Source organism: Paraburkholderia sp. GAS32, from assembly GCF_050434225.1.
Lineage (GTDB): Bacteria > Pseudomonadota > Gammaproteobacteria > Burkholderiales > Burkholderiaceae > Paraburkholderia > Paraburkholderia madseniana.
Genome location: NZ_JBNPVS010000046.1, coordinates 43,026 through 59,151 on the forward strand (window position 1 = coordinate 43,026; position 16,126 = coordinate 59,151).

At 59.5% G+C, this 16,126-nt stretch carries 13 protein-coding genes; 6 read left to right on the top strand and 7 right to left on the bottom strand.

The features are described from left to right. Positions 1–344 precede the first annotated feature (344 nt). From P3T25_RS37955 to P3T25_RS37965, 3 genes are all read left to right on the top strand, one after another. The gene (locus P3T25_RS37955; RefSeq protein WP_429362242.1) at positions 345–1,982 is read left to right on the top strand and encodes a c-type cytochrome; all 1,638 of its coding nucleotides are present in this window, start codon (positions 345–347) and stop codon (positions 1,980–1,982) included. Between the two features lie 1,365 nt (positions 1,983–3,347). After that, positions 3,348–3,479: a MarR family transcriptional regulator gene (locus tag P3T25_RS37960; protein ID WP_429362244.1), complete on the top strand. Its 132-nt coding sequence runs from the start codon at positions 3,348–3,350 to the stop codon at positions 3,477–3,479. Positions 3,480–3,742: 263 nt separating this feature from the next. Next, the gene (locus P3T25_RS37965) at positions 3,743–4,681 is read left to right on the top strand and encodes an alpha/beta fold hydrolase (RefSeq protein ID WP_429362246.1); all 939 of its coding nucleotides are present in this window, start codon (positions 3,743–3,745) and stop codon (positions 4,679–4,681) included. 57 nt (positions 4,682–4,738) lie between these two features. On the opposite strand, the gene P3T25_RS37970 is transcribed toward P3T25_RS37965, so the two are convergent. Continuing rightward, entirely contained in the window at positions 4,739–5,086 is a 348-nt protein-coding gene (locus P3T25_RS37970) for a hypothetical protein (RefSeq protein WP_429362248.1), read from the bottom strand. A 466-nt stretch (positions 5,087–5,552) separates the two neighbouring features. Continuing rightward, positions 5,553–6,485, bottom strand: a complete 933-nt coding sequence (locus tag P3T25_RS37975) for an AraC family transcriptional regulator (RefSeq protein WP_429362250.1) — start codon at positions 6,483–6,485, stop codon at positions 5,553–5,555. An 86-nt stretch (positions 6,486–6,571) separates the two neighbouring features. On the opposite strand from P3T25_RS37975, the gene P3T25_RS37980 reads away from it, so the two are divergent. After that, a complete protein-coding gene (locus P3T25_RS37980) occupies positions 6,572–7,561 on the top strand; it encodes an SDR family NAD(P)-dependent oxidoreductase (RefSeq protein ID WP_429362252.1) in 990 nt (329 codons plus the stop codon). A 141-nt stretch (positions 7,562–7,702) separates the two neighbouring features. Here the strand turns inward: P3T25_RS37980 and P3T25_RS37985 are convergent, their stop codons facing one another. The 4 genes from P3T25_RS37985 to P3T25_RS38000 form a co-directional block, all read right to left on the bottom strand. Beyond that, the gene (locus tag P3T25_RS37985; protein WP_429362254.1) at positions 7,703–7,945 is read right to left on the bottom strand and encodes a hypothetical protein; all 243 of its coding nucleotides are present in this window, start codon (positions 7,943–7,945) and stop codon (positions 7,703–7,705) included. A gap of 573 nt (positions 7,946–8,518) precedes the next feature. Next, positions 8,519–8,797, bottom strand: coding sequence for a hypothetical protein (locus tag P3T25_RS37990; RefSeq protein WP_429362256.1), 279 nt, complete (start codon positions 8,795–8,797; stop codon positions 8,519–8,521). Between the two features lie 498 nt (positions 8,798–9,295). Then, positions 9,296–9,625, bottom strand: coding sequence for a hypothetical protein (locus P3T25_RS37995; protein WP_429362258.1), 330 nt, complete (start codon positions 9,623–9,625; stop codon positions 9,296–9,298). A 458-nt stretch (positions 9,626–10,083) separates the two neighbouring features. Beyond that, the gene (locus P3T25_RS38000) at positions 10,084–12,231 is read right to left on the bottom strand and encodes a hypothetical protein (protein ID WP_429362260.1); all 2,148 of its coding nucleotides are present in this window, start codon (positions 12,229–12,231) and stop codon (positions 10,084–10,086) included. A 465-nt stretch (positions 12,232–12,696) separates the two neighbouring features. On the opposite strand from P3T25_RS38000, the gene P3T25_RS38005 reads away from it, so the two are divergent. Next, positions 12,697–13,977, top strand: a complete 1,281-nt coding sequence (locus P3T25_RS38005) for an MFS transporter (protein ID WP_429362262.1) — start codon at positions 12,697–12,699, stop codon at positions 13,975–13,977. 14 nt (positions 13,978–13,991) lie between these two features. On the opposite strand, the gene P3T25_RS38010 is transcribed toward P3T25_RS38005, so the two are convergent. Beyond that, the gene (locus P3T25_RS38010) at positions 13,992–14,984 is read right to left on the bottom strand and encodes a LacI family DNA-binding transcriptional regulator (protein WP_429362264.1); all 993 of its coding nucleotides are present in this window, start codon (positions 14,982–14,984) and stop codon (positions 13,992–13,994) included. Positions 14,985–15,163: 179 nt separating this feature from the next. Between P3T25_RS38010 and P3T25_RS38015 the strand changes: the two genes are divergently transcribed. Beyond that, positions 15,164–15,997, top strand: coding sequence for an NAD-dependent epimerase/dehydratase family protein (locus P3T25_RS38015; protein ID WP_429362266.1), 834 nt, complete (start codon positions 15,164–15,166; stop codon positions 15,995–15,997). Positions 15,998–16,126: the final 129 nt, after the last annotated feature.

Genomic DNA, 16,126 nt, shown 5'->3' on the forward strand with positions numbered 1-16,126 from the left:
AAGCACGCGTCATTGGAGAGAGACCCGCAAACCACAGTAGGAGATGTCCGCCTCGGTGCCTGCGCGACCCGATTCGCAAAATGCGAAAAAACGGTCGGTGCGTGGAATCGGGTGATTTCAAAATGGGGAAAACACCCAGATTGAAAATCACTCAATCTGGATCATCATTCTGGCCAGCCAGTACGCCGCAGCAGACCTGACAGCTCCTGCGCAGCGGGGTTATCGGCCAGTTCGAGGAACCCCGAAAAAGCGGGCCGATTTAGTCTTGCGCGGAGGCGCGTAAAAATGATCCGCTTAGTCTCCCGCTTCCTAGGCCTCTTAGGAACCCACTTAAGGGCGCCAATATGAGATTCCTGACTTCAGGCGTGCTCGCGTTCCTGCTGATAAGCCGCCTTGCATATGCAGCGGACGCATCGAGCGCTGAGGCGCTGTATCGCAACGGCATCCTGCCGTCGGGCGCCCCGCTTGTCGGACAGCGCCTCGCAGGCGCATCAGTCAAAGGCGCCGATGCAGCGTGCGTCAATTGCCATCGTCGCAGCGGTTTCGGCACCGCAGAAGGGCAAATCATCGTCCCGCCCATCACCGGACACTATCTGTTCCGCCCAGCAAGCAGTGCGAACGACGATATGGACTACCGGTACATGCCGGGATACGTCAATCTCAAACGCCAGCCGTACATCGATCAGACGCTGGCGGAAGCCATCCGTCATGGGACGGGCCGGGACGGCCGCCCCCTCAACGAATTGATGCCGCGCTTCGATATCGACGACAACACGATGACCCAGTTGATCGACTATCTGCGCGGACTGTCGAGCACCCTTTCGCCCGGCGTCACCGAGGACACGCTTCACTTCGCTACGATTACCACTCCGGATTCGGACCGCACGAGCCGCGACGGAATGCTAGCGGTAATTCGACAGTTTTTTTCCGACCAGAACGAATTTCTGCGAGGCGGCGTCAAGCCGATGCAAAGCGACCGCAACGTGTTCTACCGGGTGAAGCGTCGCTGGCAACTGCACGTGTGGGAACTGAGTGGACCACCGGAGACATGGGAGCGTCAGCTCCATGAGCATCTCGCCACCGAGCCGGTGTTCGCCGTCATCTCAGGCATCGGCGGCAACACATGGGCGCCAGTGCATCGATTCTGCGAATCCGAGGCACTGCCCTGTCTGTTTCCGAATGTCGACGTCCCCGTTATCGCCGAGCACGACTTCTACAACGTCTACTTTTCCAAGGGTGTCCTGCTTGAGGCCGAGCTGATCTCGGCGCGTCTGGCGCTCCCGCAGAGCGCGGCACTGGCGCACGGGAAATCGGCCACCGACCGAAGGGTGATTCAAGTCTTTCAGCGAGGCGATGCTGGCGAAGAGGCGGCCGCGCATCTTGCGGCCCAACTTGCGGCAGCCGGTAAACCGCCGCCGCTCGACCGGCCACTCGACAGCGACGCCGCGCCAGGCGCGATCAACCGGGCATTGACTGGAATCAAAGAGGACGATGTGCTGATCCTGTGGCTGCGGCCGGGCGCACTTGCTGCATTACCCGCCTCTGCGCCCTTGGCTACCGTCTACGTGTCCGGATTGATGGGCGGCCTTGAGCATGCGCCGCTACCATCGGCCTGGCGCGAATCGACGTTAGTCACCTATCCGTTCGATCTTCCTGTGCTGAGACGGGTCGCAATAAATTTTCCGCTCGCCTGGTTCAATATACGGCACGTACCGATACTGGATGAACGCGTGGAAGCAAACACGTATCTGGCATGCCAGATACTGGCGGATACGTTGTCCGGCATGCTCGATCTGTTTCATCGCGACTATCTGGTCGAACAGCTCGAAAATATGCTGAGTCGACGGCTGGTGAACGGTTATTTCCCTCGCTTGAGCCTCGCGCCAACGCAGCGCTTCGCGTCAAAAGGTGGCTATTTCATCAAGCTTTCCGGGAGTACGTCCGATGCGGTTTCGCCGCAAGGCAGTTGGGTCGTTCCCTAGCACCATTGCGTCCGTGTGACGTGAAAATCGCATAGCGGACCGGTTCACCCCGGTGTGCCCAGACGTGTAGCCGATTGTCTCGACAACCGCTCTGAGCCGACCCGAGCGCCGTTCGCAACAGCCACATCCTGGCCTGGATGTTGTGGGAGCGGGCCTCGTTCGCGAAGGACTGGTGCTGAACGCATTGACGTCGATTGTCCCTTGTCCTGATCGTGACTGAAAACCTTAAGCGGACGCTCGCGCCGGCCGCAATCGATTGACCGCGAACGTCGGCTCAGGCCGATGAAGGAGCGTTCGTCTTTGACAATCGGATGGCCGCTTACGGGGGCGGAGCCGACGCCTGAACGTCCGACCGACGACGCATGTGAACGGCGGTTAGTGGCCGATACTGTTGAAAAAGTCGCTGCATGGTTTTTGCAATCGGCAAGCGAAAAAATCGACCTCTCAGATCGACCTACAAGCCGCTCGCGAGCGTCGGTCAAGGGTAAGAAGACCCCTGAAGTGCGACGCGTGTCGCCGTCCGCCGGACGTAAATCGGCAACGTAGTGGATGGCAAAGCTCTTCTCTGCCTTGTCACATTCAACAACCTGAACATCGGAGATTGAAGGCGTGACCTGCTGTACGACCAGCAGTTGCCTACCTGGACGTGCGCGACCGGTAACGGTCGGGTTCGAAGCTCCGGGGACAACGTACCCACCCTATGGGCGATTCACCCGGGCGACCGGGCAGGGATCGACACTGCCAGCAGCCGTGCGGTGTGGGGGCCAGGCAAGTTCCGCATGCACAACGTACGTGAACTGTCGATGGAATCCTCGTTATCTTCGAAGAGCCAAAGCTGCTGAGAGGCTCTGACCAAAATGGTAAATGGCCGGTTGCACCTTTTTCAAGTGGGTGCACGTCGTCACGAGGCCATCGGGGAATAAACAGGTGCTAAACGGACAGGCCCGGAAGTGCTCGGGTCGGCAGGGATGGGAACGCGGGAACCCCGATTTCTCGCCCTCGCTCTGGTTCAATGGAGCGGTGGCAGGTGGACCGTGAGGAACACTGTTGGGGAAGCGGGAGTGAGAACGCGCAAGAAGCGAAGGGTTGCCTGTAACGGGTGACATAGGGGTTCGAGATTTGCCCCGACCTGAAAGGGTGCTGACGTGCGCGTGGTGCGGCTGTCGTCGTCTTTGGGCGCCAGTCTCGGCGTGTTCGTCGTGGCGTGGCTTTGGGCGTGCAAGGACGAGGGCAGCAGGCACGACTACGCGAAGCCAGACTGATCGGCGTTGGGTGAAGGCCTATACGCGCCCTGTACTGTTCGCCAGATGGGCGGCTTGGAATGTTTCGTCCGCAAAAATAAGCTAGGATTTGCAGTAACTGGTCATGTCGGTGCTGTGGGAGCACGATGGCATAGCGTTGAGGGCGGTCGCCGAGCGAGTGTTCCTGGACTCCGCCACGCTTACCCCACTTCTTAAACGTCTGGAAGCGGCCGGGCGCTTCACGCGAATCCACTGACGAACGGCAGGTGCTGATTACCCGGGACGAAGATGGGAGAGCGCTCAAAGCAGCGGCCGCAATCATTTCGACGACTGCCCTGAGAGCTACCGGCATCAACCGTCAGTCATTTTAACAATTGCGGGCTGATCTGATTCGATTACGCCGTAGCCTTGACATCGCCATCTGATGTCGTGCACTGACGAGCAATGTCGTCTGCTTCGAGGGAATGAAGGGCGCAGACTTAACTTGCCGCTCCAACGTTGCCTAATAACGGAGTCACCATGAATACAAAGAGTCCGCCTACCGATTCCCGCCCACGCAGGACTGTTCCGAGCGGATCGTCCTCATCGACCCTCACTTATCACCGAGCGGAAGTTAAAGGTGTCGGCGTCTTCTATCGAGAGGCGGGGCCCAAAGACGCACCAACCATCGTGCTTCTTCACGGGTTTCCGTCGTCGTCGCGGATGTTTGATAGCCTCATTCCGCTGCTCGCGACACACTACCACCTTATCGCACCGGACTATCCTGGCTTCGGCCACAGCGACGCACCGCCGCCTTCGCAGTTCGCCTACACGTTCGATCACCTCGCCGAGACGATCGATGGCCTACTCGAACAGCTTCGCATCGACCGTTACAGCTTTTATCTGCAGGACTACGGTGGTCCGATCGGATTCCGAATCATGCTGGCACATCCCGAGCGTCTTGAAGCGCTAGTGATCCAGAACGCCAATAGCCACGAGGAAAGTCTCGGGCAAAAGTGGACGGCCATCAAGGAGTACTGGGCGGATCCTGCCGCGCGTCCAGAGGTGTTCACCGCGTTCACATCGTTCGAAAGTACAAAATATCGTCACGACGGTGAGAGCCCGAACCCCGAACGCTACAGCCCGGACACCTGGACGGACGAGTACGCGTTTCTCAATCGTCCGGGCCAGTCTGACATCCAGGCCGCGCTGCTTTATGACTACCGTACGAACGTGGTGGCCTATGGAGCTTGGCGAGAATGGATGAAAACGCAACAGCCTCCCGCGCTCATCCTGTGGGGACGCTACGACAGATCCTTCATTGCGGCCGGAGCTGCTGCCTACCAGCGTGATTTGCCAAATGCGCAAGTCCATCTGCTCGACGCAGGCCACTTTGCACTTGATGAAAAAGTGGATGACATAGCGGCACTGATGAACGAGTTTCTCGACGCGTTCTATCTGCGACAAGCGGATGAATGACCATCGACTCCGGGCATTGATCGGGCACGCCAGCACCGGCGATTGGTTGCTGACTGACTAACCGCGGGGAGTCGGCGCGGATGACGCGTAGGTGCTGCGCAAGAGCTCGCGCGCTTCCTTCGTCTCCGGGCCGTAATCGGCCAAAGTGCGATCGATCAAGACGACCGTAGCCGCCGTCTGCGTGAACTCGTCGTTGAGTCGGTCGAAAGAAACTTTTGACGAGGCGATGAGGAGACCAAGGACGAGAGCAGCGAGCGTCGCCATCAGGCCAGCCCCCAGCTTCACGATAGCCGTCGAATCCTCGCTCAGGTGATGGTCGGGAAGGAATGTACGAAGACCCAGGCCGAGCAATCCGCATCCGAAGACACACACAAGCACGATCAAGGCGACTACCAATGAGCTCATGACTGACCTCTGCGGTTTGACTCGAAGTCGCACCCGCCCTAACAGAACTGACGACTCATGTTCGAGTGCTGGGATGGTACACCTACGCCGCAGTGCCCGACCAAGGGTATGGCTTTCGCGCCGAAGCGATATCTCGTTGTCGGGCGGATTGTGAGCGTCCGCAATCGGGAAGTTTCGATCGTCATCTCGAACGGCCGAAAGTGGCCGACGGACTCACGCGATCCGCATGTGCAGCACGAGCCCGGCGGTCGGCACCGCGCGACCCCAAAAGCGGACAGTCTGGCGAGACCCGCTACAAACTTTTCAGAAGATTGTCGATTTTCGATCATCAGCTTCGTCGTCAGGGTATTCACACCCAAAGGATCGCCGCGGTATCCCGGCAACGGCAGCTTATGACGGTACAACGGTCATCGTTCCTATCTCGACGTTCGAAGGTGCGGCTGCGATAGTCGGGCGACCCCGCGCTTCAACCAGACCACCCCGCCCGCCTGTAATCGCTCGGCGACATTCCGGACACCCGCTTGAACGCGCTGCTGAATGCGCTTTCGGATGCGTAACCCAACCTTGCCGCGAGAACGGCAATCCGTATTTTCTCGTCGATTAACGCCTGCTTTGCCATACGCATGCGCCACTGCGTGAGCCACGTGAGCGGAGCCATGCCCGCGACAGACCTGAAATGCACGCAGAACGCCGTGCGCGACATTGCCGATGCGGTCGCAAGCTCGTCCAGCCGCCACGCCCGGCCGGGATCGCCATGCATCAGCCGTAGCGCGGGCGCAAGCCGCCTGTCGCCGATGGCGCGCAGCCAGCCGTTGGGGATTTCCGTGCCGGTGTCGAGATGGACGCGCAGCATTTCGACGAACATCAGTTGTGCAAGGTATGTTGAAGCAAGGCCGCTGCCCGGCAAACCCGACGCGAATTCCTTGACGAGCCGGGCAAGCAGCCATCGAAGGACGTCCGCCTGCTCGCAGTCCGCACGGATGTGTATCAGCGATGGCAGGACGTCGACCAGCAACGCGTCGTTTGAGGGCGCGAGCCTGACGTGTCCTCCGATCTGCGTGCAACCGTTGCCGTCGCCAATCGTCGCGGTCCGGGTCCTGTCGCCGGAGAAAAGGGTGGCCGCGTCGACCGGTTCCGCGTCCGGGTGGCTTGCGAGGACAAACGAGCGTTCGCCGGTTAGCAGAAAGACGTCGCCTTCGCCGACCGCGACCGGCTCCGCCTGCGCGTCGATGCAAAGCCAGCAACTGCCCTTGACCAGCGCGAAGAACTTGATCTTTTTCGGCTGCGGAAAGCGGATCGCCCATGTGCCGCCGGCAGAGAAGCCGCCTGCCACGACGGGCTGGGCGCCGAGCAGCCGAAGGATATCCGAAAGTGGATCGCCCTCGATTTCTGAACTCATGCGACAGTATTCCGAACTTTTGATTATTCATCGTACCGGAATTTGAGCCCACACTGCGTACATCGTTGTTTGTCCAGGGAAACGCCATGATGACGCTACAAAAGCCACTCGGTTCGGGTTTCGGAGCTGCCACCACTGCCGACGAGGTCATCGCCGGCATCGATCTTACCGGCATGACGGCGATCGTGACCGGGGGCTACTCCGGCCTCGGGCGCGAAACCGCGCGGGTTTTGCGCGCCGCCGGCGCACGCGTGGTCGTCCCCGCGCGCGACCTGCGCCGCGCCAGCGAGGCACTGGCCGCCATCGACGTGGAAATCGCGCAGATGGATCTGCTCGATCCGGCTTCAATCGACGCCTTTGCGGCGTCGTTTCTCGAATCGACACCGGCGCTGCACATGCTGGTCAACAGCGCCGCGATCATGGCCGTGCCGGAATTGATGCGCGACGCGCGAGGCTACGAGTATCAGTTCGCGACCAACCACCTCGGCCACTTTCAACTCACGATGCGGCTCTTGCCTGCGCTGCGCAAGGCGGGAGACGCTCGCGTGGTGTCGGTTTCGTCGATTGGCCACCGCTATTCGCCGGTGATTTCCGACGACCCGCATTTCGAGCGTCGCCCGTACACACCGTGGGCAGGGTATGGACAATCGAAGACGGCCAACATCCTCTTTGCCGCTGCGCTCGACCAGCGCGAAAAGGCCCACGGGATCCACGCGTTTTCGCTGCATCCGGGCGCCATTGTCGATACCGGGCTGGGGAAATACGTGACGCGCGAGCAGCTGATCACCGCAGGTGTCCTCGATGAACAAGGCAAGCCGGTGCGCGATCCGGCAAGGCAACTCAAGACCATCGGGCAGGGAGCAGCCACCCAGGTCTGGTGTGCAACGAGTCCACAATTGAATGGTATGGGCGGCGTGTATTGCGAAAATGTCGACATTGCCCCGGTGATGATGCAGGAACCGGAGAACATGGATATGGCGGATGCCATGAGGCTTACGGGCGTAGTGCCCTATGCGATCGACTCTGCATTCGCCGATGACCTTTGGGGGCTCAGCCAGCGACTTCTCAACTTCTAGTGAAGCCGCTACTTGCCGGATTTCGACTCTTCGGTTTTTTGATGCGACAGGCGCATCATGGCTGGCTGCGGTCCGTTAATTTTGCCAGCCATTCACGATAGGCCGCCTGAGTTTGACCCGTAGGGCGAGACGAACGGCAAGCTACTGCAGATTTTTCGAGAGCTGCCCGCGCAAGGTATCTGCCATCTTATGCAAGATGTCTGGCAAAAGAACCTGCGCCTCAAGTGGGCCCACCACGGAATACCCTGATCCCGATTCGCCGTCGATGACGATCAAGACTGCGCAGCGCGCGCGTGTCATGTCTCGCACATGGTTGCATGCGGTGTCGAACAGCCCGGCCGACTCCCCGGCTGGTATGACCGTTGGCTCGAAGTCTGATGTCATTGTGCCCTCGCAAAATGTTTGATCAATCCATAGGACGAAGCGCCATTCGCAGAGAAGTGTATCTCGCCCAATGCGGGCGAATAGAAGGCGCCGCCGATGAAGCGCGCAGATTGGGTGATGTGGGCAATAGACGTTCTCGCTGCTCGAGCGAGGGGGCGCAGCAGGTCGGCAACGCGAGTTCAGCAAGGCCGAGTTCGTTACGGGTTATCCGATGCCTGCCATCGGCCACAGGAACGTGACGGTGCCTCTCGGGCAACGATAGTTCAAGGGATGGAATGACAGGCGCAAGGCCTGTCAGATATGGATTGCTACGGGTGCTCAAAAAATGCACCGCGGGGCATTGAAGGCAAACTTAAGATCGGGGAGAACCTGATGCACCGTGACCTGGGACACGTTGCTGGGACACTCAGCGCGAAAAAAAGCCGGCGCGAAGCCGGCTTGAAAGGATCTAGCGTCCGAGTGAGCTAGAACCTGAGAGATCTGCACTATATGCGGAATAGCTTAAGAAGCGCTTAAGTCCGGCACGAGTTGCCAAGAGCCAGAGGCTCGACCAGCACGTGCCGCGTAGTGCAATCAATGGCCGCCGCTGGCGTTATGGCGAACCGCCGTGTGGATGACCGCCAGCGCCTCTGCTGGGCGATTGAGCAGGAGCAACGATTCAGCGATGCACAGACTGGAGTGCAATGCCGTTAGGTCGTAATTTGCGACCATCAGACGGACTTCCATGATCGTTTGCCGAATCTCCGCAGAAAGTTGTTCGGGATCACCTGCAAGCGCGGGCGAGCGCAAGGCCAGTCCGTCTACCACGAACAGCAGATCATCGGCAGTCAGCGGAATATCAGACGTGAGCACGGAGGAGCTTCGGCGGTGATAGATTCTTTTAGTTTAGACGGCCGCAGGGTGGTTACACAGCCGACAGCGCTGAAAGATGTGGGCCGCACAAAGCAGGCGCAAAAAAAGCGCCCGAGGTGGGGCGCTATAAAAATGCCTCAACCCGGTTTCCGAGGCGAGAGGAGGCGAACCGATGCTACCCTTAGTCCGTCCCAACCTGCTTTTAGGGAAGATATGGATTGCTACCATTGCTGCAGCAAATCTGTAGCACACGAAACATCCCCCCTTTGAGCATCAGCCGACTGTTTCGCAGTTCATTTGGCGCGGGACAGATTCGGGGAGTACGGTTTCAGTTGCGTGTGCATGGAGGAACGAATCATGACGGGTAGTCAAATGAACGAGAAAACACCCTGGTTCCTTTCTACGATCAAGCCTGTCCGCAAGGGCTATTATGAGAGTCACTGGTTGATCGGATCGCAGGACAGGGAGGCATTCTGCCTCCCGTATTGTCTGAGGACGTTACTGCGACCTCTTGGAAGCCACCGCGTTGTCTGTCGCCCGCAGCTCAGCGTTGGCTGTAACCAGTAGCCTCGCGTCGTGGTCACGCAGTGCTGCATCCAGCATGTCGAAAACCTCGTTCAACTCCCGCTGCCCTGCCTTCGTTGCCTTGCCGGTTTCCAAAATCGCTTCCGCTTCCTTTTTCAGACGCTTTGTCAGCTTCGCGGCGAAACGACTGTCAAGCGTCCCGTCATGAAGGAACTCGTTGATCCGCATTGTCAATGCTGCCAGCGTCCCCTCGGTTGTCTCTGTCGCATTGCCGACCTCGTCGGACGCAGATTTCTTGCTCATCAGCTTTTTCCCCCAGTGAGTCACTCGCACCGGGCAGACGCGAAGCGTCTGCGCCGTGCTCGGATGATGACAGAATTCTAGCTCGGTGTACCACCGCCTGACGGCATGGGAATACGTATGCAATTTGCTGATTTTTGGCGGACCGTTCGCGACCCGCTACAGCCGATCGAACCGTTCGGACCGCTGACCGCTTTCGAGTAACGAACAGTCCTTCTTCGAGCTTTGGGTTGGCCGGATCGCATCTAAAAGCCACTCGGCGGACATCTATATTTCAGACCGACTCCGATGAATTGCCCTACGTAATGATTTCCTAACAGACACAGCACGTCCTTTCGGGGGACAGCTAACGTGCACACCAGATTACACATCACGAGAGTTCGACCATACGAAGCTTTTCAGCTCATAAACTTCCTTGCGAGGCAACGCCGGCCCTTAAAAGGCCGGCGCACTTCATAGGATCAATTCGAACCGGCGTACTTCAGAGTCCAGCTGAACGTACGATCACTTCCCGCGTTGAGTGCGAAGGGGCGCGTCGTACAGGCAAAGTTCGAATGCAGCTGCCCGATCGGAGTGGTCGACAACGGATTGGTTACCCCGGCCGCCATTTCGAAGTTAGACAGGACGCAACCGTCAAAACCCGTCGTGCCATAGCTGGTCGCATTACTATTGGCGTACTTAACCGAGAAACCATCGCTATTCATGGTGTTCTGGAAATCCGCAAAGGACGTGAAGTCCGTCTCGACCGCGATGGCGCCGGTCAACGTCCCGGAACTCAGCGTATCGGTTCGCGTCAGTGTGCCTTGACCAAACGTTAGAACCGTGTGGACTTGCAAGTCGATATCCGTGGCATAGGTTGCATTCTTAACGGCCTGCCGGAACTTGGTCGTGTCGAAAGAGACGACCACCTGCCCGTTGTTTTCCTGAACACTCAGGTTCTTATAATACGTGACCGGAATGTAGGTTTTCCCATTATAGGAAACTTGCGGAATCAGCAACGCATAGCCCAGATCCGTTGTGCCATAAATCAGGTTGTCGGAGAACGGCGTCGGGTAATAGGGCGTGTACGAATTGTAGTCGGGTGCCTGGCTCAGATTCAGATTGATGACCCGCTTGCCGTCGCGCACGGTGATGAGCGCGGCGCTATATGGATGCGCGGTATCGGTGGGCAAGTTGTACCAGGTGAGCGTGTAATGCGGCTTTGTATTCAGCCACGCTTGCAGGTCGGAATCGGACATCGGCGCTTTGCCGTTGAAACCGAGCTTGTCCCACCACGCGTTCACATACATGTACTGGTGCAGCAGGCTGAAGTTCTCGCCCATCACGCGGGGCTTGCCGCGATACGCGTCGGTGCCGCGGCCCTTGACCCACATGTTCACGGACGGAGTCGGCAAGGTCGGGTCGTACCAGAACGTGTCGAAACGATAGGCCGCCTTGTAGATGAACGAATAGGCCACCTCCATCTCCTGAGCGGACAGTACGCCAGCATTTGCCGCAGCAGTCAGGATTTCCATAAAGGCTGAGTCTCCGTACGGCCCGATGGACCTGCCATAGTTGAAACCCTGGCCGTCTGCGTTGAGCTGCGGAAGAATGAGATCGACTGACTTGCGCAGATAGGATTTCAATTCGGGCGTGAGATTGGCCTCATTGCCCATTTCGAACGTTCGCTCAACGACTTCGCCAATTAGCAACGTGCTGTACCGATCGAAGCGCGCCTGATCATAATAGGTCGTATGGGTGCTCGAGGCCTCGTCGGAAAAGCCGCCGGACGAGTCCTTTCTAATGTGATTCGTGAGCGTGTACAGCAGCGCGTCGCGCGCGCCCATCGATGCCACAGCCGGGTCGGTGGCGGAAAAGAAAGTCGGATTGCTCCATCCGAGTTTCTGTCTCAGCCCTGCGATACCGTAAGAGACGGCATAGTAATTCTGCGCCGTATTGAGCGATGCAACGTCGACCGGTACACCTGTGGCGGGGCACGTGTTCTTCGTGCCGCTCGCATCCGCGCCGAACATGTCGCAGAAGGTCAGGCGATTTTGCAGCGTAGCCAGCATTGCGTCACTGAAGACTTCGTTGAGCATGCCGTGCGCTTTGAAATTATTGAGCGCAACGAGGTAGTAGTACTCGCCCCAGGATGTATTTGCGTACGTGTAGTTGGCGCCGCTCGTCTGCGCCATCATGGCGGTCGTTATTTTCTGATACGTCGCGAGGTAATCCGCGTATTTCGGATCCCCTTTCGCTTTCATATCGATCAGTATGTACGACAGGCCGAGCGCCAGTTTGCCAGGCAGAAATTTATCGCCCGTATTGGTATCGAGCACATGGACCGGGCTGCCGTCGCCCAGATCCATCACCACTTGTGTGAAATCAGGCGCTTTCTTGATGAGATCAAAGAGCGCTCTCATCTGCCCCATCATGGTTATGGACACGCCTGCTCCTGACGGGACGCTCGTATCCGTCGCTCCATAAACTATTCCGTGAAGAGACACGGTGGACGCAGAAGAAACTGGATTTTTCGGACCATCATCCAAGCCGCCTCCGCAGGCACTGACGAGAAGGAACGTCAGTGTACTGGCCGCAAAAATAACGGATGATTTTCTTGACGAATGCATTTTTGTCTCCTGATTGTAAGTGGATCGATGCTGAAACTAGCAACTTCACAAGCGTGTCCGGCTGTTCGTTAGGCACGGCTCGACGGAAGCCAGTAAAAACCCTACGAAAAATCCGCTCGCCGTCGTTTCAATCTGTTCGCGCCGACACGACCGACCCGTGCCCCGCCAGTCCGCCTAATCTCCGCGCCGTCTCGATCTGCCGAGGCCGCTGCGCATGGGAACGAAAACGATTAACCAGACTTCGTGGCTAGATGGTCCCACCACCGGATCACAGTGCGCAAGACTAGGTAAACTAAGGACTAGACAGAGAGTAACAAAACTTCTATTCTAGAAAAACGTTTTCCTAACTGGACGTGCTCGTGACGTAACACACCTGCTGCGGCGCGCGTAGCGACCCTCGGCGCTCCCCGCCCTCAATGACACATAGCGCGACGCGACGAGCGCCGCCGCGCAACGGAGACTCACATGCAAACCGCCGTCATCAGACCCGCCCGCACCGCCGCCAGCCGTTACCGCTGGACGGTCTGCGCGCTGCTTTTCTTCGCCACCGTAATCAACTACATGGACCGTCAGATTCTCGGTCTGCTCGCGCCAGTGCTGCAGCACGACATTGGCTGGACCCAGGTGCAGTACGGCCGCATCGTGATCGCATTCTCGGCGTTCTACGCGGTCGGCCTTCTGTGCTTCGGCCGGATCGTCGACTGGCTGGGCACGCGCATTTCATACGCGCTTGCAATGCTGATCTGGAGCGCGGCTGCGGTGTTGCATGCGGCGGTCGGCTCGGTGGCCGGCTTTGCCATAGTGCGTGCGCTGCTCGGCATCGGCGAGGGCGGTAACTTCCCGGCCGCCAGCAAGACGACGGCCGAATGGTTCCCGCGGCGCGAGCGTGCGCTTGCGACCGGCATCTTCAACTCTGGCGCGAATATCGGCGCAGTGTTCGCGCCCGCAATCATCCCGCCGCTTGCGCTGGCGTTCGGCTGGCGTGCGGCGTTCGTGATCATCGGGGCGGTGGGCCTCGTCTGGCTGGTCGTATGGCTCGCGCTCTACCGGTCCGCAGACACGAGTTCGGTAGAGGATGGACAGGACGAAGTCGAGGTGCTCGATGCCGTCAACGTGAACGCCCGCGCGCCGGGCTGGGGCGCGTTGATCAGAAAGCGCGAGACGTGGGCGTTCCTGATCGGCAAGTTCCTGACTGACCCGGTGTGGTGGTTCTATCTGTTCTGGCTACCGAAGTGGCTTAACGAGTCGCGCGGCATGGACATGCAGCACATCGGCCTGCCGCTCGTCTGCATCTATGCGATGACGACCGTCGGCAGCATCGGCGGCGGCTGGCTCTCTTCGGCGCTCTTGCGTTCCGGATGGAGCGTGAACGCCGCGCGCAAGACGGCGATGCTGATCTGCGCGTGCTGCGTGCTGCCGATCGCGTTCGTCTCACAAGTCCATAATCTTTGGGGTGCCGTCGCGATCGTCGGACTGGCCGCAGCCGCACATCAAGGCTGGTCCGCGAATCTTTTCACCACGGCGTCCGATCTCTTTCCGAAGCGCGCGCTGGGCGCGGTTGTGGGGATCGGCGGGATGGCGGGCTCGATCGGCGCGGTGCTGTTCTCGGAAGTGATCGGACAGGTCCTGCAACGCACGGGCCACTACTGGGTACTGTTCGCGATCGGCGCGCTCGCCTATCTCGTCGCGCTTGCCGTCATGCAGATGCTGACGCCGCGCATGACCCCCGCGAAGCTCGACGCGTGAAAGCACGAGGCGCGTCAGCCGCGGGCCGCTGTCGACTCACGGACGATGAGCCTCGGCTCGAACGTCGAATGCCCAGCCTCCGCATGGCCCGCGAGCGCGTCGATGAGCTTTTGCATCGCGAGCTCGCCCATCTTCTCGCTCTGAATATCGACGGTCGTGAGCGCGGGCGCTGCGTACTCGCCATACGGGACGTTGTCGACGCCAGTCACCGAGAGCTCCTGCGGCACCTTGATGCCGAGCGACGCCGCCTCTTTCATGAAGCCGAGCGCGATCAGGTCGTTGTAGCAGATCACCGCCTGCGGCCTGCGCGGACCGAGCATCACGCGCGAGCACGCGTCCTCGCCTGCATGCGCCGTCGGCGCGTGAGCGTCGTACACGTCGAGCGTGAGGCCGGCTTCCTCCAGACACTCGCGCGCGCCGCGAATGCGCTCGTCGTTGATGCGTGCCTTCCCAAAACCGAGGTAGGCGATGTGACGATGCCCGAGGTTGAGCAGATGCCGCGCGAGCATGTAGGTTGCGAGCCGGTTGTCGATGCCGACGCTCGGGATCTGCAGCACATCGCTACGTCTCAACAGCACGACTGGCTTGCCGAGATCAAGCAACCACTGCGCGTCATTGTCGGGCATCCGCGAACTGACGATCAGGCCGTCGACCCGCTGCGCGAGCGCTTCGATCAGAGGGCGCTCACGCGCCTGGTTTTCGTCGGTGTCGACGAGCAGCAGCGTGTAGTCGTGCCGCAGCGCGACGCGGTTGGCGCCTTTCACGACGTTCGTGAAGTGCGGATTGCTGATGTCAAGAATGGTCAGCCCAATGGTGCGGGAGCGGCCGGTGATCATCGATCGCGCAAGCGGATTCGAGCGGTAGCCGAGTTCCTCGATCGCAGCCTTCAGGCGCGCCTCGACCGGTGCGGAGAAGCGCTGCGCACCGTTCATGTACTTCGACACAGTGGCGACCGACACGCCGGCAGCTGCAGCGACGTCGCGAATAGTTGGGGAAAGTTTTTTCATGCAAAAGGTAACGTTTTCTCTTCTGTTTACCGATTGTCGCAGAAAGCGCGGTCAGGCGGGCGAATGCCATTTGGCGTAATCGCCGTCTGATAGCCGCGTATCCGGCAATTGATGCTGAATCTCCTCCGTCGTGCTCGTTTAGAAAACGTTTTCCACCAGTCATTTTCCAGGAGTTTTTTATGAACCAAACCGTCGTACCGTCGTTCAAGCCGTTCCGGCGCCTGCTTCTTACCGGTGCCGCCGGCAACCTGGGCCGCCAACTGCGCGGCGCGCTCGCCAATTGGGCCGATGTCGTGCGCGTGAGCGACATCGCGAAGCTCGGCGAACCTGCGCCGCACGAGGAAACGAGCGTCGTCGATTTGGCGGACCGGCCGGCGGTGATGCAACTTGTCGAGGGCGTCGACGCGATCGTGCATCTCGGCGGTATCTCCGTCGACGCCCCGTTCGAGGATCTGCTCGGAGCGAACATTGCCGGCACATACAACGTGTATGAGGCAGCGCGCAAGCACGGCGTGAAGCGCGTCGTGTTCGCGAGCTCCAATCATGCGATCGGTTTTCATCCGGTCACAGAAATGCTCGACGCCGACGCGCCGCAGCGCCCGGACAGTCTCTACGGCGTGACGAAGTGCTTCGGCGAGGCGCTCTCGCGCTATTACTACGATCGTTTCGGCATCGAGACGGTGTGCCTGCGAATCGGCTCGTCGTTCGAAGAGCCGAAGAACCCGCGCATGCTCGTCACGTACCTGAGCTATCGCGACTTTATTGAACTGGTGCGCTGCTCGCTGTTCACGCACTGCGTCGGGCACGTGGTCGTGTACGGCGCGTCGAACAATCCGGTCAAGTGGTGGGACAACACGAAAGCCAGCTTCCTGGGCTTCAACCCGCGCGACAGCGCTGCGCAGTTCGCGGAACGTTTCCCCGCGACCGCACCGAGCGACTCGCGCGACGATCCCGCACAACGCTTCCAGGGCGGCCAATTCGTGCTTGGCCAGCCACTGGAGGCGAAGCAGTGAAGCAGCGCTCGCCCGTACTTGACGAGCTTGATACAGGACTCAGGTTACCGCGCGTAAAGGAAACCTGTATGGACTCATCCGATCGGTCGCGGCGACGACGCGGGTACAAGGACGCATCGGCCGCAAGGT